Source organism: Neobacillus driksii (genome assembly GCF_013409995.1).
GTDB lineage: Bacteria > Bacillota > Bacilli > Bacillales > Cytobacillaceae > Neobacillus > Neobacillus driksii.
This window is the reverse complement of the sequence record NZ_JACCBX010000014.1, coordinates 1-23,383: the sequence shown is the minus strand read 5'-3', so window position 1 is coordinate 23,383 and position 23,383 is coordinate 1. Positions and strand designations below refer to the sequence as shown.

The 23,383-nt window shown below is 39.0% G+C and carries 20 protein-coding genes and 1 pseudogene; 8 read left to right on the top strand and 13 right to left on the bottom strand.

What is annotated here, in order from left to right; all coding sequences use genetic code 11:
* Window positions 1-14 precede the first annotated feature (14 nt).
* A complete protein-coding gene (locus F4694_RS25375; RefSeq protein ID WP_179602705.1) occupies window positions 15-482 on the top strand; it encodes a phage tail protein in 468 nt (155 codons plus the stop codon).
* A 355-nt stretch (window positions 483-837) separates the two neighbouring features.
* Here the strand turns inward: F4694_RS25375 and F4694_RS25370 are convergent, their stop codons facing one another.
* Window positions 838-1,551: a GntR family transcriptional regulator gene (locus F4694_RS25370; RefSeq protein ID WP_179602704.1), complete on the bottom strand. Its 714-nt coding sequence runs from the start codon at window positions 1,549-1,551 to the stop codon at window positions 838-840.
* Between the two features lie 101 nt (window positions 1,552-1,652).
* Complete coding sequence (locus F4694_RS25365) at window positions 1,653-2,852, bottom strand: enolase C-terminal domain-like protein (protein WP_179602703.1); 1,200 nt, start codon at window positions 2,850-2,852, stop codon at window positions 1,653-1,655.
* A gap of 316 nt (window positions 2,853-3,168) precedes the next feature.
* On the opposite strand from F4694_RS25365, the gene F4694_RS25360 reads away from it, so the two are divergent.
* Both F4694_RS25360 and F4694_RS25355 read left to right on the top strand, forming a co-directional pair.
* On the top strand, window positions 3,169-4,557 hold the full coding sequence (locus F4694_RS25360) for a PTS transporter subunit EIIC (RefSeq protein ID WP_307307263.1): 1,389 nt from the start codon (window positions 3,169-3,171) through the stop codon (window positions 4,555-4,557).
* Between the two features lie 254 nt (window positions 4,558-4,811).
* Window positions 4,812-5,672: a Cof-type HAD-IIB family hydrolase gene (locus F4694_RS25355; RefSeq protein WP_179602701.1), complete on the top strand. Its 861-nt coding sequence runs from the start codon at window positions 4,812-4,814 to the stop codon at window positions 5,670-5,672.
* 78 nt (window positions 5,673-5,750) lie between these two features.
* On the opposite strand, the gene F4694_RS25350 is transcribed toward F4694_RS25355, so the two are convergent.
* Window positions 5,751-6,587, bottom strand: a complete 837-nt coding sequence (locus F4694_RS25350) for an aldo/keto reductase (protein ID WP_179602827.1) — start codon at window positions 6,585-6,587, stop codon at window positions 5,751-5,753.
* Window positions 6,588-6,685: 98 nt separating this feature from the next.
* Window positions 6,686-7,333, bottom strand: a complete 648-nt coding sequence (locus F4694_RS25345) for a bifunctional 4-hydroxy-2-oxoglutarate aldolase/2-dehydro-3-deoxy-phosphogluconate aldolase (RefSeq protein WP_179602700.1) — start codon at window positions 7,331-7,333, stop codon at window positions 6,686-6,688.
* A 163-nt stretch (window positions 7,334-7,496) separates the two neighbouring features.
* On the opposite strand from F4694_RS25345, the gene F4694_RS25340 reads away from it, so the two are divergent.
* Window positions 7,497-8,261 carry an IclR family transcriptional regulator gene (locus F4694_RS25340; protein WP_179602699.1) on the top strand — a complete coding sequence of 255 codons (765 nt, stop codon included), beginning with the start codon at window positions 7,497-7,499 and terminating at the stop codon, window positions 8,259-8,261.
* 363 nt (window positions 8,262-8,624) lie between these two features.
* Here F4694_RS25340 and F4694_RS25335 read toward each other — a convergent pair whose 3' ends face one another.
* The 6 genes from F4694_RS25335 to F4694_RS25310 all read right to left on the bottom strand — a co-directional run bounded on the left by F4694_RS25335 (window position 8,625) and on the right by F4694_RS25310 (window position 14,193).
* Window positions 8,625-9,575, bottom strand: a complete 951-nt coding sequence (locus F4694_RS25335) for a sugar kinase (protein ID WP_179602698.1) — start codon at window positions 9,573-9,575, stop codon at window positions 8,625-8,627.
* 53 nt (window positions 9,576-9,628) lie between these two features.
* Window positions 9,629-10,621, bottom strand: a complete 993-nt coding sequence (kdgT, locus tag F4694_RS25330; protein ID WP_179602697.1) for a 2-keto-3-deoxygluconate transporter — start codon at window positions 10,619-10,621, stop codon at window positions 9,629-9,631.
* A 109-nt stretch (window positions 10,622-10,730) separates the two neighbouring features.
* Window positions 10,731-11,180 (bottom strand): YhcH/YjgK/YiaL family protein, encoded by a 450-nt coding sequence (locus F4694_RS25325; protein ID WP_179602696.1) that lies wholly within the window; start codon window positions 11,178-11,180, stop codon window positions 10,731-10,733.
* A 33-nt stretch (window positions 11,181-11,213) separates the two neighbouring features.
* Entirely contained in the window at window positions 11,214-11,990 is a 777-nt protein-coding gene (kduD, locus tag F4694_RS25320; RefSeq protein ID WP_179602695.1) for a 2-dehydro-3-deoxy-D-gluconate 5-dehydrogenase KduD, read from the bottom strand.
* A 47-nt stretch (window positions 11,991-12,037) separates the two neighbouring features.
* Window positions 12,038-12,868, bottom strand: a complete 831-nt coding sequence (gene kduI / locus F4694_RS25315) for a 5-dehydro-4-deoxy-D-glucuronate isomerase (RefSeq protein ID WP_179602694.1) — start codon at window positions 12,866-12,868, stop codon at window positions 12,038-12,040.
* Window positions 12,869-13,776: 908 nt separating this feature from the next.
* Window positions 13,777-14,193, bottom strand: coding sequence for an amidase family protein (locus tag F4694_RS25310; RefSeq protein ID WP_218895838.1), 417 nt, complete (start codon window positions 14,191-14,193; stop codon window positions 13,777-13,779).
* A gap of 613 nt (window positions 14,194-14,806) precedes the next feature.
* Between F4694_RS25310 and F4694_RS25305 the strand changes: the two genes are divergently transcribed.
* A complete protein-coding gene (locus F4694_RS25305; RefSeq protein ID WP_218895837.1) occupies window positions 14,807-18,511 on the top strand; it encodes a polysaccharide deacetylase family protein in 3,705 nt (1,234 codons plus the stop codon).
* Window positions 18,512-18,599: 88 nt separating this feature from the next.
* Here F4694_RS25305 and F4694_RS25300 read toward each other — a convergent pair whose 3' ends face one another.
* Window positions 18,600-19,220, bottom strand: a complete 621-nt coding sequence (locus F4694_RS25300; protein WP_179602693.1) for a hypothetical protein — start codon at window positions 19,218-19,220, stop codon at window positions 18,600-18,602.
* A 155-nt stretch (window positions 19,221-19,375) separates the two neighbouring features.
* Between F4694_RS25300 and F4694_RS33030 the strand changes: the two are divergent.
* Window positions 19,376-19,498: pseudogene (locus tag F4694_RS33030) on the top strand (NAD(P)/FAD-dependent oxidoreductase); the annotation flags it as partial.
* A gap of 598 nt (window positions 19,499-20,096) precedes the next feature.
* Here the strand turns inward: F4694_RS33030 and F4694_RS25290 are convergent.
* Together F4694_RS25290 and F4694_RS25285 are read right to left on the bottom strand one after the other, a co-directional pair.
* Window positions 20,097-20,936 carry an aldo/keto reductase gene (locus F4694_RS25290; protein WP_179602692.1) on the bottom strand — a complete coding sequence of 280 codons (840 nt, stop codon included), beginning with the start codon at window positions 20,934-20,936 and terminating at the stop codon, window positions 20,097-20,099.
* A 39-nt stretch (window positions 20,937-20,975) separates the two neighbouring features.
* A complete protein-coding gene (locus F4694_RS25285; protein WP_179602691.1) occupies window positions 20,976-21,827 on the bottom strand; it encodes an NAD-dependent epimerase/dehydratase family protein in 852 nt (283 codons plus the stop codon).
* A gap of 160 nt (window positions 21,828-21,987) precedes the next feature.
* Here F4694_RS25285 and F4694_RS25280 point away from each other — a divergent pair, with 160 nt between their 5' ends.
* Both F4694_RS25280 and F4694_RS32780 read left to right on the top strand, forming a co-directional pair.
* Window positions 21,988-22,674, top strand: coding sequence for a Gfo/Idh/MocA family protein (locus F4694_RS25280; RefSeq protein ID WP_306458534.1), 687 nt, complete (start codon window positions 21,988-21,990; stop codon window positions 22,672-22,674).
* Window positions 22,640-23,035, top strand: coding sequence for a hypothetical protein (locus F4694_RS32780; protein WP_306458533.1), 396 nt, complete (start codon window positions 22,640-22,642; stop codon window positions 23,033-23,035). Before F4694_RS25280 ends, F4694_RS32780 begins: the two co-directional genes overlap by 35 nt.
* The last annotated feature ends 348 nt before the right edge of the window (window positions 23,036-23,383 follow it).

The following is a 23,383-nucleotide window of genomic DNA, read 5'->3' as shown; positions in this document are numbered from 1 at the left end:
AAGGAGAGTTGGAAATGTCCTATATCGTTGATTTTAAAAATGTATCTACGGTCGGTTTAGAGTCTTCACCTGTAGCAGATGCGCTCGCTGGTTTACGCGCGAATGAAGCTCGTTACTTTATGAACAAATACAAGCATGAATTTACGGTTGTACCAGCTAGCGAAAGCCAGGAGACCCTTGATTATGTGAACCAAATTTTGAAAAAAGAACGTGATATTGAGTTTGCGGCTAAACCTTTAGAAACGTCGCGTTTTCAAGTGGAAAATATCAATTGGGCTTTCGTTTTTTATGAAGATGGTCTTGCAGTCAACGTCCTGTATACACTTGATGGCCCTAAGCCGAAACGGGCCGTTGGTTTTAAGCTTTCTGAGGGGATGGATGTACCAAAGGAGTTAGAAGGGAAGTTTAAGTTTGCTAGGCAGAAGTCTAAACTAGCTGGAACCATTCGGGGCTCGTTTTTTGTTATTAAAGGAGAATACTAAAGTAAACAAAAGGAAATATGGAGGATTTCAGCCATCTTTTTGTATACGGTGAATCATTTTTTATATTGGATAGGAAACATCTTTCTTAAAAAAGGGGTATCTTACACCATGGTGCAAGATACCCCTTCCTTTATATAAAATGACTGTTTTCACTACATCGTCTTCTCAACAATTTTCTTCCTGCAAAAGATAAGCAAACGCAGTATTATCAAGCACGTAATGTAATTCTAATCAAACGATTAATTAACTCGAATTCTACTAATCAAACGTTTGATTAAAAACGCCTTAATACCGATAAAAAAGAACCTTTACCTGTTTTCCAGAAAAAATCTTGTCGATTACAGGCATCGGTTTTTTATTTTTTTCTATATTTATGACTATAAGGGTTAAAAGGTGTAAAGTAAGAAACCGAATAATCCAAATTGATCATTTCGCTATATTCGAACACTTTACCGTTTTGAAGAATTCCTCTATTTATTATTTTCATTGCAGCCACCCCTTTTTTACAGTTAAGAAGTGCCGCATCCTCTTTCGTAACATTTACAGGAGTATAGGTTGTGATGAAGTGAGAGATTTGATAATCACATTGCTGCACATAATCATGCACAGATTTTTTTATTTCTTCTTCATTTAGATCTGGAAAATAAGAATAAGGTAATCTTGTGGTTTCAATTTGCATTTTGTGGTAGTTAACAATCCGAACCCGTTTATATTCCCATAATTTTGCGTGATGTCCGTTTATATCAAAAATCTTTTCTAAGTTTTTATCGGGTACAATCTTTTTTAAATAGATAATTTCAGATTGAATATCTTTAAATTTATTTTCGGTTAATGAATTATAAATTAATGGACTTTTATATCTTGTTTCATTTACGAAAATTCCTGATCCTTGAACAATTTTGATACATCCAATATTAACAAGTTTTTTTAATGCCTCTCGAATGGTATAACGCGATACCTCGTATTGTGTAGCTAGATCCCTTTCTGTAGGCATTTTTTCACCAGTTTTGTATTTATTTTGATAAATCTTGCTTAGGATATCATCAGCAATGAAATCACGTTTGTTCATAATAGTTACCTCAAATAAAAGAATTAATTTATTTTATCACATTACAATTAAAATACCCCTAAAGCGTATATGCTCTAGAGGTATTTGATAAAATCTATATCTTAGGGTGTGTGGATAGTGCCATTTGGAATACGTGATTGGGTCCATTCATGTTTACGATAAATAACCGGATATTCTTTGGCCATGTCTTCATTAAATTCCACGCCGATACCCACTCTTTCAATAGGATAAATATATCCATCCACTACCTCAACAGAGCTAGGGAACATTTTCTTCGTATTTTCATCTGGTTCTTGAATCTCTTGAATGGCTGCATTATGAAGATGAATATTTAAGTGCGTATTGACAGCGACCCCTATTGGAGTCATATCAGATGGACCATGCCAAGCAATTCGAACACCAAAATTCTCACAAAGTGCAGCTAGTTTAAGTGCAGGTGTAATTCCTCCGATTTGTGAAACATGGCACCGAATGAAATCGATTTGACGATTGACAATCAGATTTCTCCACTCAGTTGGATTATTAAATAATTCCCCTGTCGCGATAGGTGTCGTACATTGTGCTCGTAATTGAGATAACCACTCATTCTGATCAGGAGGTAAAATATCTTCTAAAAAGAAAAGCTTATAGGGTTCAAGATCTTTGGCCAATTGAAGTGCTTGGTTAGGAAACAGTCTTTCATGAACATCATGAAGAAAATGAATTTCATAGCCGTATCTTTCACGTAATGCCTTAAACATCGCCACGACATCTCTCATATAGATGTCTTGGTCAAAGTATTCTCCCTCACTTAAACCTTTTGTTAAGTGCATATTGTGATTTTTGCCGCCATACAAACCTAATTGACATCGAATATGGCGGAATCCCCTCTTGATCAACTTATCCACATTAGCAAAAAGTTCTTCGAGTGTTAATCCATCGGCATGCGTATAAGCTGCGATTGCGTTTTTGGACTTTCCTCCAAGTAATTGATAAAGAGGCATATCTGCCAATTTGGCTTTGATATCCCATAAAGCCATGTCCACACCAGCAATAGCGTTATTCAACACCGGGCCATTTCTCCAATAAGAATTAACCATCATGACTTGCCATATGTCTTCAATATTGTTCGCATCACGATTAAGTAATAGAGGTTTTAAATATTCATCTATAATGGTTTGTACAGCTAAAGGACGTTGCTGAAAAGTTGCACAACCATATCCATAAATACCTTTATTCGTTTCTATTTTAACTACAATAAGATTATGTCTATGCGGATTAGTCACAAATGATTTTATATCTGTTATAATTGTCGGTTCCAACTGTGATTCTTCCTCTCTTTGTAAATTGCACTATGTCAAATCGAAGCAATTTATTATCTAAATTAAAACACAGTAAAAACACCAGCGTCAATTTGGTATGGCAAGTCGTTTTATTCAAGCAATTTTCCGTACCAATTTTTAAAAATCATAGCGGAGAAACCTTGGTATGACAAGGTTTTTCTTATTTTTTGGTTTTTTTAAACCGTTTTCAAAGTGTTTTTTATTATGCTATTATTGGCGTGTCAATTCGAATTGCAATTTAGTATCGATTATTTAGGGAAGTTTATAAATAATGTATATAAGGGGATGAATGAACGTGAAAGAAAAAGATACGGTACTAAAAATCATCGATTATGTCGGTGGTAGAGACAACATTAAAAAAGCTTGGCATTGTATGACCAGGCTGCGTTTTGATTTATATGATCAATCTTTAATCGAACACGATAAAGTGAAACAATTGCAGGGAGTTATCGGAGAGCAACTTCAAAGCGATCAATATCAAATCATCGTTGGTACAAATGTACAAAAGTATTATACCGTTTTAACCGATGAACTAGGGATCGACGGAGAGCAAGAAAACGAGCAAGAAAGTGATAAGAAAAAAGGATTCTTCGGAAGACTATTTGATGTTGTGTCAGGTACATTCGGACCAATCGTTCCTGCGATTGCTGGTGCCGGGATGCTTAAAGGGCTTATCGCTGGTCTGATTGCATTAAAAGTATTATCAGCGGACACTGAAACTGTAAAAATCTTAGACTTGGTAGCCAGCAGCGTCTTTTATTTCTTACCATTCTTCCTAGCGGCTTCCGCAGGGAAAATTTTTAAAACCAATCAATATCTTGCCATTGCGATTGCAGCCGGCTTTATGTATCCAACCTTAAATGATGCGGCAAAATTGGGCGAAATTAGTCAATTTCATTTTCTTGGTTTACCGGTACCAGTCATAAATTATGCCGGTAATGTTATTCCTGTCATTTTGTCTGTTTGGGCATTAAGCTATATTCACAAATGGGTAGATAAATATATGCCTAACGTGTTGAGAACTGTATTTACCCCTACATTAACTTTATTTATTGCTATTCCTTTTGCGTTAATCGTTTCTGGACCACTAGGAAGTTATGTAGGAAAAGGAATCGCGGCTATGGTTGAAGGATTGTTTAATATTTCTCCTATCTTAGCGGGAGTTGTGATGGGTGCAACAAGACCAATTGAAATTGTATTCGGTGTGCACCACGCGATCACTCCAATTGCGCTTCAAAACTTCGCCGATAAAGGCTTTGATATGCTAATGCCTATGATGTTTATGACAAACATGGCCATTGCAGGTGCAACCTTTGCGATGTTTTTCAAAGCGAAAAGCAAAACAGAAAAAACGATTGCTCTTTCAGCAAGTGTTTCTGCTCTTCTAGGGATTACAGAACCAGCTTTATTCGGTGTACTAATTAAAAATAAGAAAGCGTTTATCGCATGTACAATTGGTAGTGCAGTAGCTTCCACATTCTTTGCTACAATGGGAGTTAGAATTTATGGTTATATCCTTTCAAGTATTGTGAGTTTAGTGGCTTATGTTGGACCATACTTCCCATATGCATTAATTGGAATTGCGATTGCAATCGGTACTTCGTTCGCCATTACGTATATTCTTGTAAAAAAAACAGGAACTAGCGAATCACAAAATGTAAGTGCTTTAAAGAAAATCAGCTAATTATTGGAGCTACTATTTAAGAGTTGCAACCAATAGATGTTATCCAACTGCAATCATATTCATTATCAATACAAATAAACAAGTCGATTATATGCTATAGTAATGCTTGACTGCTTTTAAGTGGTCAAGCATTACTTCTTTACCGAGAACCAATAAAAACAATATACTACTGTATACCTCGGGTACGATACATAGTGAATCAAGACCATTCCAAGTAGTGGTCGTGAAGGACTTTTCAATGAGGAGTGACAGATATGAAACTAATTGCGATTGATTTGGACGGTACTCTACTATCCCAACATACTTACATTACTCAGGAAAATGTGCAGGCTATACGAAAGGCACAAAGTCAGGGACATATCGTAATGATATGCTCTGGACGTGCCCCTGAAGATATTCAAGAAATCCTTAACAAATATCAGCTTTCTTGCCCCTTGGCAGGAAGCAACGGAACGGTTGTTCAAGCTGAAGGAAAATTATTAGGTAGCGTTTCTATGAGTCGGAATAATATCATGCAAATCGCAAAAAAATTAGATGACGTGAGGGCTCCCTATCGTATCTATACCAATCAGGGAATCTTTGTACCTGATGACTGGTCGGAGCGAGTGCACACTGACCTACAAGGGGATACCATAAAAGTGGAAGGCCTCTCAGATGAAATCTTTAGAAGGATTACAGAACAGCCACAGCAGTCTGATTTAATTAAGTATTTTCATGATTATAACGAATTGTTTGGCAGAGAAGACTTGAAAGTTCAAAAATTCTTTATCCTTACTTTAAATCAACAGAAAAAGTCAGAGTTGGCTGCTTACCTTAGCAATGTTTCCGGAGCTGCCGCCACTTCTTCAGGTGCAATGAACATCGAAGTGATGGACAAGGATGGAAATAAAGGAAACGCACTGAAAATCATGGCAGAATATTACGGTATTGCTATGGAAGATACCGTGGCAATGGGAGACAGCTTTAATGACATCCCCATGCTTCAAGCAGCTGGACTATCAATCGCCATGGGGAATGCAGACCCAGCAGTGAAACAACTTTGCAAAGCAGTAACACTTTCCAATTCTGAAAATGGGGTCTCCTATGCTTTGGAACAGTTTATTCTGAATCAATAAGACAACAGGGCCAATCAATTCTAGTACATAAAAAAAGAAGCACGAGAACCGCTACAACGGTCCCCGTGCTTCTTTTCATTAAAAACCAACGCTCATTGTATCCGGATGTGATCCAGCACGACTGTCTTCATTTAGTCCATCAATTTTTTCCATATCTTCTGCGGATAATTCAAAATCAAAAACATTTGCGTTATCAATAATTCGTTGTTCTTTAACAGACTTTGGAATCGTAACAACCCCATGTTGAAGATCCCAGCGCAAGATAACTTGTGCAACAGATTTATTGTATTTTTGAGCAATATCTTCAAGAACAGGATGATTTAGAAGTTGACCTTGTTTCAATGGTGACCATGCTTCAAGTTGAATCCCTTCAGCTTTACAATAGGTTAGAAGCTCTTTTTGTGTTAAATGCGGGTGGAACTCTACCTGGTTGACCATCGGTTTAATTTCGGCAGAAGCGATTAAATCCTCTAAGTGGTGAACCTGGAAGTTGCAGACGCCAATGGCACGCACACGCCCCTGTTTATAAAGCTCTTCAAAGGCCTTCCATGTCTCTTTGTACTTATCTTTCCCTGGCCAGTGAATTAAATAAAGATCCAAGTAATCAAGCCCAAGTTTATCGAGACTTGTTTCGAAGGCTTGTAAGGTTGATTCATAACCTTGATCGGCATTCCAAACCTTTGTAGTAATAAACAATTCTTCACGGGGAACACCAGATTCTCTAATGGCTTGTCCAACACCTTCTTCGTTCTTATAAAAAGAGGCGGTGTCGATACTAATGTATCCATTTCTTATTGCAGCCTTTACAGACTCGATAACCTCTTCCCCGTCGGTTACTTTAAAAACGCCTAATCCCATCCACGGCATTTTCACTCCATTATGTAAGGTAACAGTGTCCTTTAAACTCGTTGGCATCATATTAGTTCCTCCTCGTTACTTATTACTAAATTTAATCCACGAGAACGTCCCCACTGACCACCAAAAGTGGACCGCGAGAACCGTCCCCCTTTTCTTTAAGCCTCTCTAGCAGCCTGGACCTTAGCAATATACTGTTTTGCATATTCGGTGATTTTGTTGTATTCTCCTGTTTTGGCTGGTGCTATTAGGTTGCCGCCTACTCCTACTGCGACACATCCGTTTTTGATCCATTGTTCTACGTTGTTTAAGTCTACTCCACCGGTTGGCATGATGTTCACTTGTGGAAGTGGTGCTTTAAGGGATTTTACAAAGTCTGGACCAAATGCATTGCCAGGGAACAATTTAACGATATCAACTCCAGCTTCTAGTGCTTGTTTGATTTCCGTAATTGTCATGCAGCCTGGCATATATGGCACTTGATAGAGGTTACATAGCTTTGCGGTTTCCTCATCAAAGGCAGGACTAACAACGAACTCCGCTCCTGCTAGAATCGCAATTCTGGCTGTTGTGGCATCAAGAACTGTTCCTGCCCCAATTACAACATCCCCATTATCCTTATATACAGAAGCTAATTCTTTAATTACTTCATCAGCTCCCTGCACAGTAAAGGTAACCTCAATTCCTTTAATACCGCCTTCTACGCAGGCTTCAGAAATCTTAACGGCCTCTTCCTTTGAATCTGCCCTTACAACAGCGACAACTCCACATTCTGTCAGTTTCGATAAATTAGTTAATTTTTTCATCATGTCCACCCCTTCTTTTCCTCAAAAAAAATTTACATTAATAAATTATCAATTTTACAAATAGCCTATAATTAACGTATCATATAGTAGAATGATGTTCCATAATAAAGAACATATTAAAAGAATATCATTTAATTATCCCCAATAAAAGAGGTAGATTGTCATGTCTAATGTCCAATCAATTGAACGTGCCCTAACCATATTAAACAAGCTTTCTGAGTACCCAGATGGCATTCAAATTGCACGTCTGACAGAGCAGGTTAGTCTAACAAAAAGTACAATTCATCGTCTGTTAGCTACGTTAGTAAGTATGAATTATGTTGTAAAAGATGAAGAAACAGACAAATATAAACTCGGATTACAGGTCCTCTTTCTTTCAAGGAATCTATTAAATAACTCAAGTATTGTGACGATAGCAAAACCTTATCTCGAGAAACTATCACAAGAAGTCAACGAAACCGTTCACTTATGCATAGAAGATCACGGAGAAGTGATTTATATTGATAAAATTGAAAGCAATCAGACCATCCGAATGTATTCCCGCATTGGAAGCAGAGCTCCCATGTATTGTACAGGTGTTGGAAAAGTATTACTTTCAGGCGCTACTCCAGAGCATGTTGATCAAGTGATTTCAAAAACGGAGTTTATTCCAAAGACCCCGTACACGATCACCTCAAAAGAAGCCTTTTTAAAAGAAATTGAATTGGTTAAGCAACAAGGTTATGCATTAGATAATTCCGAGAATGAAGAAGTTTTAAGGTGTATTGCTGCACCAATCTATGATCATAAAGGAAAAATCATTGCAAGCTTTAGTATTTCAGGCCCAAGTAATCGTGTAACGATGGAATTGATCAACACTTCATTAATTGAAAAAATGAAACAGTATAGTCTAGCAATTTCAAGGAACCTAGGGTACTCTGGTTCCTAATGACAAGTGGTATTCTCCCTTCCGAGAATACCTTTTTTTATAAAGGCTCTACTATAACTGAATGTTGATTTGAAAAATAAACGGAAAAATTCCGGTTAAATCGGGAAATACCCATATTTCCCTAATAATAAGGGGAGTTTTTCCGCTTATATTGTCCATATCCTTGGATTTTGTCTTATTTAGAGCAGTTAACCGGAATATCTCCGCCTATATCTGCTTCTTTAGCTCCCTCTATATACATTAGCCGGAAATTCTCCGCCTATCATACCTACACGAAAATCAACAATAAATAATAACGCCTTTATACAAGAACACTAAAAGCAAAGAAAACAAAAAATGGTTTCCTTTACTTTTGCAATGAAACTAAAGCTCTACTTTCGAGTCTTTCATATAACCTTCTAAACTCTCTCGATCAGGTAATCCGTCATTATCTCCAGGTGACATGACAGCAAGAGCTCCAATGGCGGCACCGCGTTTAACAGCCTCCTGGATAGGAAGACCTTCCAGTATGGCGCTAACTACACCAACAGCGAAGCCATCACCTGCTCCTACCGTGTCGACAACCTTCTCTACAGGGAAACCCTCCGTATAAAATTGTTCTCCTTCAGAGCTGGTAAATGCACCTTTTGCCCCAAGCTTAATGACAACGGTTTTTACACCTGCAGCATGATAGTGAGCCGCAATCTCATGAACATCTTCGCTGCCTGTTAACAGCTTCCCTTCTTCAATACCAGGAAGAACGATGTCGGCATGACAAGCTAGGTCATTAATAACTCGGGCCATTTCTTGTTTATCAGACCAGAGACCCGGACGCAGGTTAGGATCATACGAAATTTGCACACCCTTTGCGCGTGCCTCTTTCATCAATTCGTAGACCATCTCTCGACACCCAGCGGACAATGCTGGTGGGATACCTGTTAAATGAATATGGTCGAAGCCATCCCAGTTTAGGTTTTTGATTGTGTCAAGATCCATATGTGACGCCGCGGAATTCTTACGCGCGGAGAACACTTCCGGGTCACCGCTTGACACCTTTTGCTTCCACTGCATCCCCGTTAAATAACTAGAATCATAGGTTACATAACTCGTATCAATTTCGTTACTTTGAAGAAATTTTTCAATGTTTCTCCCAAATGGATCGCTTCCCAATTTGGTAATATACGTAACCCGATGTCCTAAACGAGACATCCCGATAGAGAAGTTGACCTCCGCACCTGCAACATAACGATCAAAACGATTAACATTTTCTAATGGACCCTCTTGCTCTGCAACAAAAAGTGCCATCGGTTCCCCTACAGTAATAATTCGACTCATGTGAATTCCTCCCTGAATTTAAAGAGAGACATAGATATGTCTCCCCTAGTTTGTTAAGCCGTAAGCTTTTTCCCCTTTGTACTACCTAACTCACCGTTTTTCTTTTTCATATATTTAGAATAATAAGCTGTCAAAATCGGTACTACGATGGAAGTAACAATAACTGCCGTTGCCACCATTGCAGTAGCAGATTGTGCTGCAGTCAGAAATTCCGGTTTCATTTCAGCAATAAGCATTGGGTTAGCTACTGCAGCTCCAGCTGTACTAGAAGCAGCAAGTCCTGCTGTACCATTACCTTTTCCAATAAATTTATCAGCTAGCATCAATGGAACACCTGTAATGATGATAACCAAAACACCTAGTAAAATTCCACTAAGACCTGTCTTTCCAATTACCGCTAAGTCAATTGTGTTACCTAAAGCAAAACCAAAGAATGGAATCATTGTTTCTGTTGCTCTGCTGAAGAATTCACGTAAATCTTTATCAAGGTTACCAAGAGTGAAACCAATTAGGAACGGTAATACTGCACCAACGAATGCTTGTGGTTCAAAAACTGCTACACCTGTACTACCTAAAATCAACATCGTTACTAACGGACCTGATTCAAGCGACATTAGCACGAATGCACCTGCATCTTCTTTTGAACCATATTGTTGCATAATAGAAGCATAAAGACCACCATTTGTCATATCCATTGCAGCTACTAGCGCTAGAACGGAGAACCCAGCAAATATACCTGTTTGTATTCCATCGACTGGCAGGAATTGCATGACAATAACAGCAACAACCCATGCAACCGCTATCTTTGTTACGACAAGTGTTCCTGATTTAAGTAAAACCTTACCTGATGCTTTAATATTGATACTTGCACCCATACAGAAGAACCAAACTGCTAAAATTGGAACTGTACCTGATATCAATCCATTCGTAAATCCTCCAAAATACTCTCCTGCTCCAGGAGTAAACGTATGGACAAGTGCTCCTAAAATTAATGGGACTAACATTAATCCACCTGGGATTTTTTTAATTGTCTTTAGAATATTCATGTTGAATACCTACCTCTCAAGTCTACATAAGGATATTTAATTTACTGGAATACAACAATGTTTTGCTTAAAACCGTTTTCATTTTATCTATTATTCGGTATGTTGTCGCTTACAATTTCACTTTAAGAACTACTTTTCTTACCCTTTGTTTCTCGCCAGCGATAATTCCCGCCATATGGGAATCCTCTGGGAGACAGATCATAACGTCTCCCGGATTCATGGTAATAATTGAATGGACATCCCCTTCAAAAAAGGTGGCATCCTTCTCTTCATTGTAGTCTTCTTTTACAAGCTGACGTTCGATATGATCGACTGCGATGTTCTCATTACCTTCTAGAATGTAATGAAAGTCTAGATAAACTTGGTGAGCTTCCCAAAAGCAAGCTTCTACTTCTTTCGTTTCATATTCGTTCAAAAAGAAGAACAAATCCTCACCCAGCTCATGACGTCCAGCAGGATATGCTGAAAAGTCATGTTCTTTTAATAGAAGTAAAGTAGATTGTATTTTTTCAGAAAGAATCTGGCTTTCTACTAAATCATTTAATTTACCTTTTAGCAACGTTATCAGCCCTTCCGATGTGGTACCTGAGTGTTAGCGGACTAACCAACCGCCGTCAACTGCAAGAACATGTCCGTTCATATAATCAGATGCTTGACTAGCTAGGAATACAACGACTCCCATGTAGTCTGCCGGAGTAGCCCAACGGCCAGCTGGAATACGAGAAAGAATATCTGCACTACGCTCTTCATCTGCACGAATTGGAGCTGTATTCGCTGTTGCCACGTAGCCCGGTGCAATCGCATTGATTTGAACATTGTATTGTGCTAACTCATTCGCAAATGACTTGGTAATACCCGCAACCGCATGTTTACTAGCTGTATATGGCGGAACAAATTTACCACCTTGGAATGAAAGCATCGAACAAATATTAATGATTTTTCCGCTTCTTTGCTCGACCATTACTTTCGCAACCGCTTGGCTTAAAAGATAAACAGAGTTTAGGTTAATTTCCATAACCGCATCCCAATCTTCTTCTTTGTATTCAAGTAACGGACTACGTCTGATTGTCCCTGCATTATTGACAAGAACATCAATTCTTCCATATACACTTAGGCAAGTATCAACAACTTGCTGTAAAGTTTCTCTAGCTGTTAAATCTGCTTGATGGAAATATACTTTTCTTCCTGTTTCTTCGATAAGCTCTCTTGTTTCATCCCAGTTCGTGTCGTAAGAAACAACAAATAGATCTGCACCTGCTTTTGCTAATGCAACAGCATACCCTTGGCCAAGACCAGTATTTCCTCCTGTCACGATTGCAACCTTACCTGTTAAATTAAAAAAGTCTAATGAAAAATCTCGTAAACTCATTATCTAGCACCTCTATTTTTCTATTTTAGTAGTCTGGTTAATGCAAATTATCTCAATTCGTCCATTGTTACTTGATCCATGTCGTTGTAGGTTTTATTATCGCCTGCCATCGCCCAGATAAACGTATAATTACTAGTAGCAGCTCCACAATGAATGGACCATGGAGGAGAAATCACCGCTTCCTCATTTTTCATGACAATATGACGCGTTTGTGTTGGCTCGCCCATCATATGGAACATTCTTGCATTTTCATCTAAGTCAATGTAAAGGTAAACTTCACTTCTACGGTCATGTGTATGTGTTGGCATTGAATTCCACACACTTCCCGTACTTAATTGAGTCATCCCCATAACAACCTGACAGCTCTGAATTCCTTCTTTGTGAATCATTCTGCGAATTACACGATCATTTGCCGTTTCTAATGCGCCTAATCGATCACCTTCAATATCTTTAAATGCCACGTGTTGGGTCGGATATTCTTTGTGAGCTGGAGCAGAGTACAAGTAAAATTTCGCAGGGCTTGCTGCTGATTCACTTGAGAAAAGCAACTCTCTTTTACCTAAGCCGATATACAAACAATCTTTATTTTCCATCGCATACGTTTCGCCATCAACCGTGATACTTCCAGCACCGCCAACATTGAAAATCCCAACTTCTCGTCTCTCAAGGAAATATTCAGCCTTCATCTGATCATTACCCTTTAAAGAAATGCTTTCTTCAATCGGAGTGATACCACCAACAATCGCACGTTCTTCCATCGTATAAACCAGCTTCGTTTCTCCTGGTACAAATAGCTCTTCTATTAAATAATGTTTCCGAATGTCTTCCGTCGTAAATGTTTTGGCATGATCTGGGTGTGTCGAATACCTGATATCCAAAGTGTACATCTCCTTTTATGTGGCTGTTAATTCGTTCCGTATTGTGGAACTATGTTTCATATTTTTATTATAACGCTTTCTTTGCAAAAAAACTAGGTATAATGTGAAGAAATCGTGAACCTTTCCACGGGGACGGTTCTCTCGGTCTAAACAGTAATCACGGGGAGGTTCTTAAGGGGACAATCGGAAGTTTTGCGCATGAAAATAGCCCGACTAGCGGATAGGAACTAGTCGGGTTTTTGTGCAACGGGGACGGTTTTCTCAGTTTCATAATTGGTAATACATTCAAAAAATCCATCAGAACCGTCCCCATGGTTACCATGGTTATTTAGTTCTTTAAACATTCAATTGTATCTATATAGTAGTCAAAATGACCTGTTTCTACTAAATCATCTTCTCGACAATTTTCTTCCTGCTAAAAAGATGCAAACGCAGTATTAACAGCACGTAATGAAAATCAATCAAACGATTAGTTAACTCGAATTCTACTAATCAAACGCTTGATTAAATAGCGAATGAACCCTTTGTTATAAGAGTTTTTGCTTGTTTTCAGGAGTGGAATTTGTCGAAAAAAAAGTGATAATATTTTTGATTGCTCCTTCGAACTGACAATAGAAACTAGTAAAATACCCAAACAGATAAAATTCTACTATTTTAAATACCACCTAGACGTTTGATTAAAAGTACCTAAAACCCATCTAAAAAAAGAACCTTTACCAGTTTTCTAGTAAGTATCTTGTCGATAATAAATTCCCTTTAAACCGACTAGAAATTCTCTGGATGGTGCCTGGCACCCGGTTCACTACCTCAAAACCTAATTGTATTGCTGGATGACTTAAAAGCGGAAAACATCCACTTAGACAGGTAAAAACCGCCTCCAAAAGGAAGCGACTTTATTACCTATTATCCTACTGATCCAGCTGCTCCGCAGAACGGCGCTCAGTTTTCACACTGTTGCTCGAACTGCCGTTTTGGTAGGAGTGACTTGGACGTCCTTTTTCATAGGAGTGGCTTGGGCGTTGGATTGGGCTGTACTTTAGTACAGGTGCAAAGGCAGTAAACTGTTGCCCTTTTGCCTGCTGCTCAAGCGCGTACCCCATTCCAAGAATCTCAGCATCCGTCCACGCACGGCCCACAAGCTGCATAGAAATGGAATATCCATTCGGATTGGTCCCAACTGGTACAACAACGGTAGGTAGACCGACATTAGAAGTTAATACCCCGGTTCCTCGGTCAGAGCTTGATTGAGCTGCAGAACCTCCATTGTTGTACATATCACTGATAAAGCCTGGATAAACCACGGCATCGACATCGTACTGGTCCATCCATTCAGCAATAATCTTTTTATAATTCGCACTTTACTCAAGCCAAGCATCAACCTGTTCCGTCGTCATACGAGGTATATCCGAATTGCTCTGATTGTATGGCAAGTTAAGCGAAGAGGCATAAATGGCATCCCCATTAACACTTCTGAATGGAGATCAGCCTTTGCAAATTGGAGTGCTCAAGTAAAAAATGCTTTTTATATTCAGACAGAGCCTAAGTTCAAGTACAGATGTGAATGATAAACAGGTACTTTAGCATCAAGTCGAAAATATACAAGGTTTTGTTCAATTGAAAGAAGTGTCAAGAACAGTGAATTGTTCTTTAAAACTTTCACTAAAAGTAAATTTGTGTTACGTATGATACGGTTTACCGTACAGTATATAAATGAGGATTTTATTTTCCCTCCCATTTACCTAAATTTCCAAAAAAAAATTTTAAAATTTTTTTAATCCACCCCCAAAACCTTAAAACAATTACCTAAGTTTTTTATGTTAGTCACTTTTTGTCGAAAAATGTACTACACCTAGGATAACTTCCAGTTAACGTTCCTATAGTTTTTAATTTATCTATTAAAATATTCTTCACCATTACATCTAGAGGGGGGCGTTTAAAATGGATCGAATTTTTAGGTGGATTGTTAAATCATTGTTTGCACCTGTTACGGGGACGGCTGGAGCAGTTGCAAGTACACTTGGTTTTTTTCTGGCCTTTTTACCTTTAGAAAGTCTAAGAATTCCATTATTGCTAGCTTTTTCACTTGTCTTTCGACTTAATATCATCGCCTTATTCCTTGGCACGTTGATGACGATATTTATTCCCAACCTTCGTCATTTACCGATCCTGGATTTAAGTATTTTAGAAGATTATTGGTTATTTTCTACCTTAAAAAGTAAAATACAATCTTCACAAGTCATTGCATCAGGGGCATTTGGAGGCTTAATTGGTCTTGTCTGCTATTTTTTCTTCCACTGGTTCTACAATTTAGGTCTAAAAAAAAGGGAACGGAATCAGGAACATGTTTTTCTTGATCCTGCCAATAGACGCTGGTCCATCATTAAACGAATGAGCGCAGGCTTTACGATTTTAATTGTGTTGGTATCGACCATATTTATTGAAAGCCTAAATACAAAACCAGTATTTCCTGAGTTGCAATTGAACGAGAGCACAGCAGAAAGCGCAATCGAGCCGATTAATACAAGTTTCACTGAAGAAGAGCTTGCTTCCCAGATTCAAAAAACGAATCCTTCGCCTGTTATACAGGAAAATGCGGATGCAGTAAAAACACAAAAGGCGAACAAACAAGAAGTCTATGGTTTTTACGTCAATTGGGATGAAAACAGCAAAACTTCTTTCAAAACAAATAGCGATTCTATTACAACATTAGTTCCGGAGTGGCTGCAGTTAACAACTGACCTTACCCTTAAAGCCAGCACGGAAAAGTCTATCATTTCAGAGGCAAAAGCAAATGATATAAAGATTCTTCCATTAGTGAATAACTATATTAATAATAAATGGGATGGCGAGACTCTACACCGGTTATTTACTACTCAAGGCGCAGAAGATCTTTTTATTCAAAATATGTTGGATTATGTGAAAACCAATGACTTTGACGGTATCAACATAGACTTTGAAGAAATTCATCCAAACGATACAGCGAATTTCACTGATTTTATGGATAAGGTGTATGAAGCATTTCATCAACAAGGTCTCATAGTGACAATGGATGTCCCGCCAAATGACAATAGTTATGACTATGCTTCTCTGGCAACGAATGTAGATCGTATGATTGTCATGCTATATGACCAGCACAACTCCATGAGTAAACCTGGACCTGTAGCAGCTACTGATTGGGTAATAGAAAGTTTAAACCAGATCCATATTCCTTCCGAAAAATTGATACTAGGTTTGGGAAACTACGGTTACGACTGGGAGGACGACTCCAATCAGCCTGCAAATTCAATGCCGTTCGAAGATATCATGGAATTGGGAAATGGGACGAACCTCCAAATCTATTGGAATAAACAAGCAGGCAACCCTTATATACGCTACAAACGAAACGATAAAAACCATACTGTATGGTTTTTAGATGCTGCGACATTTTACAATCAAATGCAGTTAGGAAAAGAGAGGGGTTCAAGCGGAATTGCAGTTTGGCGTCTCGGTTCCGAAGACCCTTCTATCTGGAAATTCATTAGTAAACCAAAGGAAATGGACAACCCATCCGATGCCCTTAAAACCATCGTCAGTCCTGAGACTGTGCATTATACAGGGGCTGGAGAGATTTTAAAAATAGTTTCTCAATCAGAAAATGGAAAACGGACCATTCAATTAGATGCACATGAATTGATTCAAAACGAAACCTATAGCAAATTACCAAAACCTTTTGTGGTTGCTCGGTATGGTAAATCGAAACATAAGGAAGTCGTCCTTACCTTTGATGATGGTCCGGACCCAGCCTATACACCACAAATATTGGACATTTTGAACAAGAATCACATAAAAGGGACCTTTTTTATCGTTGGAGAGAATGCAGTGCTGCATCCAGAACTTGTTAAAAGGATGCATAAAGAAGGCCATGAAATTGGCAACCATACCTTTACCCATCCAGATATTGAATCCATCACACCATTCCAAACGACTTTGGAACTAAATGCTAATCAGCGTTTATTTCAAGGTATTACAGGCCATTCGACGACCCTGTTCCGTCCGCCATATACGGCCAATGCCGAACCGAAATCGAGCGGCGAACTGCTGCCTATGTTACAAGCTCAGAAATTAGGTTATACCATGGTCGGAGAATTAATAGATTCTGAGGACTGGCAAGGTCATTCTAGTCAGGAGATTGTGAATCAGGTACTTGACCAACTGCCGGAAGGAAATGTCATTTTGCTGCATGATTCCGGCGGTGACCGCTCAAATACTGTAAAAGCCCTTCCTTTTCTTATCAAAGAACTGAAAAAACGTGGCTATACTTTTACCACCGTTGCTGAGCTCATTGGAAAAAGTAATAGTCAAATCATGCCCGCAACTGATCAGGACAACCCTTATTTGGTCTATGACAAGGCTGTGTTCATGGTCATGCAGGGCTGGCGCGAAGGATTAAGCTTCCTGTTCTACTCCGCTATCCTTATCGGAATCTTGCGGCTGGTTATCTTAATATGCCTTTCAAGAAAGCAGGTAAAAAGGTATAAAGAAACCAAGGTAGATCCTGGATTTACCCCTTTTGTCAGTGTTGTGATTGCGGCTTATAACGAGGAAAAAGTCATTTGCAAAACAATTGATTCAATTTTATCGAGCGATTACCCAGCTTTTGAGATACTGATTATTGACGATGGATCAAAGGATGATACGGCTATTGTGGTTCAAGAAACGTATGAAAACCAGCCTCTCATCAGATTAATAAAAAAACCTAACGGGGGTAAATCATCCGCTGTTAACCTTGGTTTTAAAGAGGCAAACGGGGAAATCGTGGTGGCTCTTGATGCTGATACACTCATCGCTGAAAATGCCATCTCATTGCTCGTTAGCCACTTTAAAGATGAAAATGTTGCGGCTGTTTCAGGTAATGTAAAGGTCGGCAATAAGGGGAATCTCCTTACGAACTGGCAGCATATTGAATATGTGACAGGCTTTAATCTAGAGAGAAGGGCCTTTGCCACACTCAATTGTATCACGGTTGTACCTGGAGCAATCGGTGCATGGAAAAAGACAGCGGTAGAAGAAGCAGGATACTTTCAAGAGGATACACTGGCAGAGGATACCGATATCACCCTTACCCTTTTACGTAATGGGAAAAAGATTGAATTTGAAGAAAAGGCCTATGCCTATACGGAAGCACCGGAGGATATTAATAGTCTGGCAAAGCAGCGCTACCGGTGGGTTTATGGTACGTTACAATGCTTATGGAAGCATCGTAGGGCTCTATTCAATAAAAAACACAAAACATTAGGCTTTATTGGCCTTCCAAACATGTGGCTTTTCCAATATTTTTATCAAACCATCTCGCCTATTGCAGATATATTGTTCATTATCGCCCTTTTTAGTCCAAATCCTGAAAAAGCAGCGATTGGATTTATTCTTTTTTACTTATTGGACTTCTTTACTGCTCTATATGCGTTTCGCTTAGAAAAAGAAAGTCCAAAACCACTAAGTTCATTGTTTCTGCAACGTATTTTGTACAAACAGCTAATGACATATGTGGTGATAAAATCCATCCTCTCAGCCATAAAGGGGGTAACCGTGGGTTGGAATAAACTAAAACGAAATGGAAATGTAGCTCAAGAAACCTCCATTGCGAAGGTTAAAGAATCCGCATAATAGAATCTCACATAGGTCTTCCCATTTGGGGAAGACCTTTTCTATGAGAAAAAGGATCATCATCTTCTGGTGACCCTTTTTGAAAGAATTACATATTCTTTCCGTTGTTTTCTTTTAAATCGCTGCGGTTCTCAGCCTTTTCTTTAGCAACTTGAGAAACCTGTTGGCCACGGTTGGTATCCGTTGAGGAAGTACTTGTTGCGTTCGTTTCCGTCTTTGTGGGTGGAGCCGTTGTCGTTGGTGTTGAAGCAGGTTTTGTTGTTTCAGGCTTTGTGGATACACTTGTTGCATCCGATCCCGACGTCGTAGGTGTAGTCGTTGTAGTTGTCGGTCCTTTTACACTTGTCGAAGTTATAGTTGTCTCAGCAGAAGTTGCAGTTATTATCATATTCCTATCAGAAGGAGTTGTTGTATTATTCTTGCTGCTCGAATTCTGTTGAATGGTCGCTACATTGATTTCACTATTATTTGAAGCCACGTTTAGAGCAGCCCTTTCTTGGTCTTTCCCCTTCGATGCTGGCGTTTGATTTTTCACCTCTTTTTCTGCATGGTTAATTATATCCGCTTTTTTTGGGTCTCCAGATATAGTTCCAGCATTTTCTTCTGCTAATCGGATAGAAGACTGATCGCCTAACAAGGTGTGGGCGACAGAAAACGTAATAGAACCCGCTAATACCATCGCAATGGCTCCCTTGGTCATTGTATTCATATAATTCCCCTCGTGTTTTTTATCATCATATTAATAGAATACGGAAGGACCTAAACTATTATAGGGGTATAAAATAGAAATCCATTAGGAAAACCAATAGGTTTTTTTTCGCACTTACGATATATTAACATTATACTATTAACTGGGCGATATAAATGAATCTACAGTCTGGAACCTATTACTGGCCAACTACTTTTCCTGATACTCCAACATATCCAGCATTGAAAGAAGACCTATCTTGTGATGTATTAATCATTGGGGGTGGGAGCTCCGTGGCGGTAGATGGGATTCCAATTATCGGCAGATACGAAGAATATCCTAATAGCTATTTCCTCTTTGCCTTTGGTGATAATGGGACGGTTTACAGCCAAATGCTATCGAAGATTATTGTAAAGGAGATTGTTGAAGGGGCTGCCCAGACTTAGCTCTATACTTGCAGGAACGCCCTTTACTAAATAAGGGATGAAAAAATGGGAAGGTTTTATCCCCATTTTTCTTTTTTTATACGATTCTCTCCTCCGAATCCTTCTTTCGTGATTTTGAAAGGGGAGATAGACTAATTTTTTAAAAATATGCCAAATTCCTAAAAGTGAGCCATTTCCCCTTAATTTTGCATTCTTTGTCAAATACCTTCAATTTCCCCTTTTACACAATCGATTGATTAAATATCGCTTAATTCCTTTTAATATAAGATTCCTGACCCATATAATAAGAAAAAGAAGTCAAAATCTGACTTCTCGATTTACTAGATAACTCCAATCTCTTTCGGGATTATTATGTTAAAGACAATCGAACGGTAATCGAACCAATCTTTTCCGCAAAAGTCTAAAAGACCTCGAGAACCGTCCCCACGGTCACGCCCTCGGTCGCCATGTTTTATACTCGATTAAAATCATCAGGATCAGCAAACATGCGTTGGTCCTGGTTAAGGGCATTGATTTTATCCATATCCTCTTGTGAGAGTTCAAAATCAAAGACATCAGCATTTTCAGCAATACGGTGAGGCTTTACTGACTTTGGAATTGTCACTACTCCCGTTTGTAAATCCCAGCGGATAATGATTTGAGCTGTTGATTTATTATATTTTTTTGCCATTTCCACCAAAGCTGGTTCCTCAAGCAGACCTCCTTGCATTAATGGAGACCATGCTTCAAGCTGGATGCCGTGCCGTTTACAAAAATCGTGTAATTCTCGTTGATTGAATCTTGGATGATATTCTACCTGATTGACCATCGGTATAATTTCACAGCTTGCGATGATCTCTTCAAGGTGATGAACTTTAAAGTTACTTACACCAATAGCACGAACACGTCCATCCTTATAAAGCTTCTCGAGCGCTTTCCATGTTTCTACAAATTTGCCTTGAGAAGGAAGTGGCCAGTGAATTAAATAAAGGTCTAAATAGTCTAATCCCAGTTTCTCCAAACTCACATCAAAAGCTGCAAGCGCAGCTTCATAGCCATGATTGGAGTTCCAAACTTTTGTAGTTATAAATAGTTCTTCTCTAGGTACAGTTGATTCAGCAATCGCTTTGCCGACTCCTTCTTCATTTCCGTAAATAGCGGCAGTATCAATGCTTCTGTAACCAACTTCAAGAGCAGTTTTTACTGAATTCACAACTTCCGCTCCGTCTTCGACTTTAAAGACACCTAAGCCCAGCCATGGCATTTTTACACCGTTATGTAAGGTGGTTGTACTTTGTATACTATTCAACATTGTTTTGTCACTCCTTATATAAAAATTTAATAGATAGAATTATAGGTTTACATAATTTCGCCACATATGAATAGGCTTCCAATTTAGAAGTTTCTTAGCCTTTTCATTGTTTAACAGCGGCGCAAAGCCTGATAGATCTTTTCTAAAGTCTTTTACGTCTGGGTAGCAAATTTTCATCAGCTGTTTGCTCTCAATATCCATACTTGTTTCATCTGCGCCAATATTAAGGGCAACATACCCAAGTCCGTCTGTCTCAATGGCTAATCGATATGCAGTCGCCGCATCCCGTGTATCAATATAACTCCACAAAATGGTCTTTCGCTGTTCAGGATTATGGATGAATCCAGGGAAATTTTGATACATTTCAGGAGAAATGACATTTCCTAATCTGAATGATACGACCTGCATTCCCGTTCTGCGGTGGATCATATCAGCTGTTTTTTCATTGACAATCTTGGATAAACCATAGCTTTCTTCCGGTAATTGCGGGTGGTCCTCATCTATTGGAACATATTGTGGTTTTAAATTTTTTTTTGAAAAACAAATACCATATGACGACTCACTTGAAGAGATGACAGCCTTTTTAATCCCTAAATTCCCTGCAGCTTCTAAAATGTTATAAGTAGACATAACATTATTTTCAAAGGTCACTTCGTTTGGATGGGAGTATGCAACCGGTATCGCTGCTAGATGGACAACAGCATCTGCACCTGCTAATAACCCATATACCTCACCCAGATTCGTTAAGTCGGTGATGACCGTTCTGCAAAGTGCTTCTTTCGGATGCTTAATATCCGCATTTACGACATCATATCCATGTTCCAAAAACTCTTTGATGACCTCTCGACCAAGCAGGCCACTTCCACCTGTTACAACGACCTTCTTCTTCATTTCCAATCCTCCATCTACTCATGATAGAACAATACATTCCTAAAAGAGCATTTTGCATTGAACTTTGTTTGTGCATTATATAAACTAAGTATAGGTAAAACGTTTTCAATTTTCAAGCAATACTATTTGGCTGACAAAAAAGGTTTGGAGGAAATTTACGATGATTTCATTCAGTATTATTGGCGGCGCCAGTTTTCGAGCGCAATATTATCTAAGAATTGCCCAGGCTCTTCCCGAACAATTCCGTGTATGCGGAATGGTGGTCAGGGATGAAGACAAGGGGAACCTTTTAGAAAAAAAGTGGAATGTGTCTACATACCGGAATATGGCTCAACTCTTGGAAAATGAAAACCCTGACTTTGTGGTAGTTTCCGTCAGCGGATCCGCCATCCCTGACTATTTACTTCAATTGGGCGAACTCGGTATACCCGTACTAGCAGAAACTCCTCCCGCTCAATCACTAGCAGACTTGGTAACCCTTCATGAGAAACTTACGTGTAGAGGAGCCAAAGTACAAGTTGCCGAACAATATCATCTACATCCCATCCAGCAAGCAAGACTATCATTGATAGATTCCGGAAGATTAGGAAATGTCACACAAGCCATGGTTTCGATTTCCCATTTTTACCATGGTGTAAGCTTAATGAGGAAAATGCTCGGAATTGGTTTCGAGGATGCCAGCATTAGAGGAATGAGATTTGAAGCACCGATAGTGGCTGGCCCAGATCGCAGCGGCCCTCCAAAAGAGGAAAAAACCATTTTGGCTGAACGGGACTTGGCATGGTTGGATTTTGACGGTAGGTTAGGAATCTATGATTTTACAAAAGACCAGCATCGTTCGTGGTGACAAAGGAGAAATCTTCGATAACCGATTGACCGTATTGGGGGATTATTCAACACCTGTTTATTTAGATTTAAAGCGGATAAACAAAGGAGAAGAGGAAAACCAAGAAGGGCACTACCTTGAAGGAATCATGGCAGGAGAACACTGGGTGTATCGGAATCCTTTTATTCCAGGAAGACTCTATGATGATGAAATCGCGATCGCTTCCTGCTTACAGAAAATGAAAGCCTATATAGCGGGTGGTCCGAGTTTTTATAGCCTTGCTGAGGCCTCTCAGGATCAGTATCTATCTTTTATGATGGAAAAGGCTATCTGTACTGGGGAAGTTGTAAAGACTGTTAGGCAGCCATGGGCTGAGGGTTAATTGGAAGAACCGTGGGGACGGTTCTCGTGGGCTTTTTTGACTTTGGCGGTGAAAATTGGGACCCGCTAACTTAAAAAACGTCACTTCCATTTAAATTGAATTCCTATCTTTTATTAAGTAACCAGCGAAAGTAAAATAAGCGGAGAGTTTCCGGTTAAATCAAAAAGGGAGATCATTTCGGGGTAAATAAGCGGAGTCTTTCCGCTTATTCAAAGAAAAATCCCCCATTTTTGGCATTTTTCTAGTCAATAGGCGGAATCTCTCCGTCTATTTCTTACGATTAGTCAAGTGTATTTCAGTTAATTCATTTATGTTTTTTTATTTAGATGTACTTGGGAGGGGTACCCC

What these genes read in the sequence shown, in the direction of transcription:
- F4694_RS25375 (WP_179602705.1), top strand. Translation starts at nt 15, where the DNA reads ATGTCCTATATCGTTGATTTTAAAAATGTATCTACGGTCGGTTTAGAG.
- F4694_RS25370 (WP_179602704.1), bottom strand. Translation starts at nt 1,551, where the DNA reads ATGAACAAACGTGATTTCATTGCTGATGATATCCTAAGCAAGATTTAT.
- F4694_RS25355 (WP_179602701.1), top strand. Translation starts at nt 4,812, where the DNA reads ATGAAACTAATTGCGATTGATTTGGACGGTACTCTACTATCCCAACAT.
- F4694_RS25350 (WP_179602827.1), bottom strand. Translation starts at nt 6,587, where the DNA reads ATGCCAACGAGTTTAAAGGACACTGTTACCTTACATAATGGAGTGAAA.
- F4694_RS25345 (WP_179602700.1), bottom strand. Translation starts at nt 7,333, where the DNA reads ATGAAAAAATTAACTAATTTATCGAAACTGACAGAATGTGGAGTTGTC.
- F4694_RS25340 (WP_179602699.1), top strand. Translation starts at nt 7,497, where the DNA reads ATGTCTAATGTCCAATCAATTGAACGTGCCCTAACCATATTAAACAAG.
- F4694_RS25335 (WP_179602698.1), bottom strand. Translation starts at nt 9,575, where the DNA reads ATGAGTCGAATTATTACTGTAGGGGAACCGATGGCACTTTTTGTTGCA.
- kdgT (WP_179602697.1), bottom strand. Translation starts at nt 10,621, where the DNA reads ATGAATATTCTAAAGACAATTAAAAAAATCCCAGGTGGATTAATGTTA.
- kduD (WP_179602695.1), bottom strand. Translation starts at nt 11,990, where the DNA reads ATGAGTTTACGAGATTTTTCATTAGACTTTTTTAATTTAACAGGTAAG.
- F4694_RS25310 (WP_218895838.1), bottom strand. Translation starts at nt 14,193, where the DNA reads ATGGACCAGTACGATGTCGATGCCGTGGTTTATCCAGGCTTTATCAGT.
- F4694_RS25305 (WP_218895837.1), top strand. Translation starts at nt 14,807, where the DNA reads ATGGATCGAATTTTTAGGTGGATTGTTAAATCATTGTTTGCACCTGTT.
- F4694_RS25300 (WP_179602693.1), bottom strand. Translation starts at nt 19,220, where the DNA reads ATGAATACAATGACCAAGGGAGCCATTGCGATGGTATTAGCGGGTTCT.
- F4694_RS25290 (WP_179602692.1), bottom strand. Translation starts at nt 20,936, where the DNA reads ATGTTGAATAGTATACAAAGTACAACCACCTTACATAACGGTGTAAAA.
- F4694_RS25285 (WP_179602691.1), bottom strand. Translation starts at nt 21,827, where the DNA reads ATGAAGAAGAAGGTCGTTGTAACAGGTGGAAGTGGCCTGCTTGGTCGA.
- F4694_RS25280 (WP_306458534.1), top strand. Translation starts at nt 21,988, where the DNA reads ATGATTTCATTCAGTATTATTGGCGGCGCCAGTTTTCGAGCGCAATAT.
- F4694_RS32780 (WP_306458533.1), top strand. Translation starts at nt 22,640, where the DNA reads ATGATTTTACAAAAGACCAGCATCGTTCGTGGTGACAAAGGAGAAATC.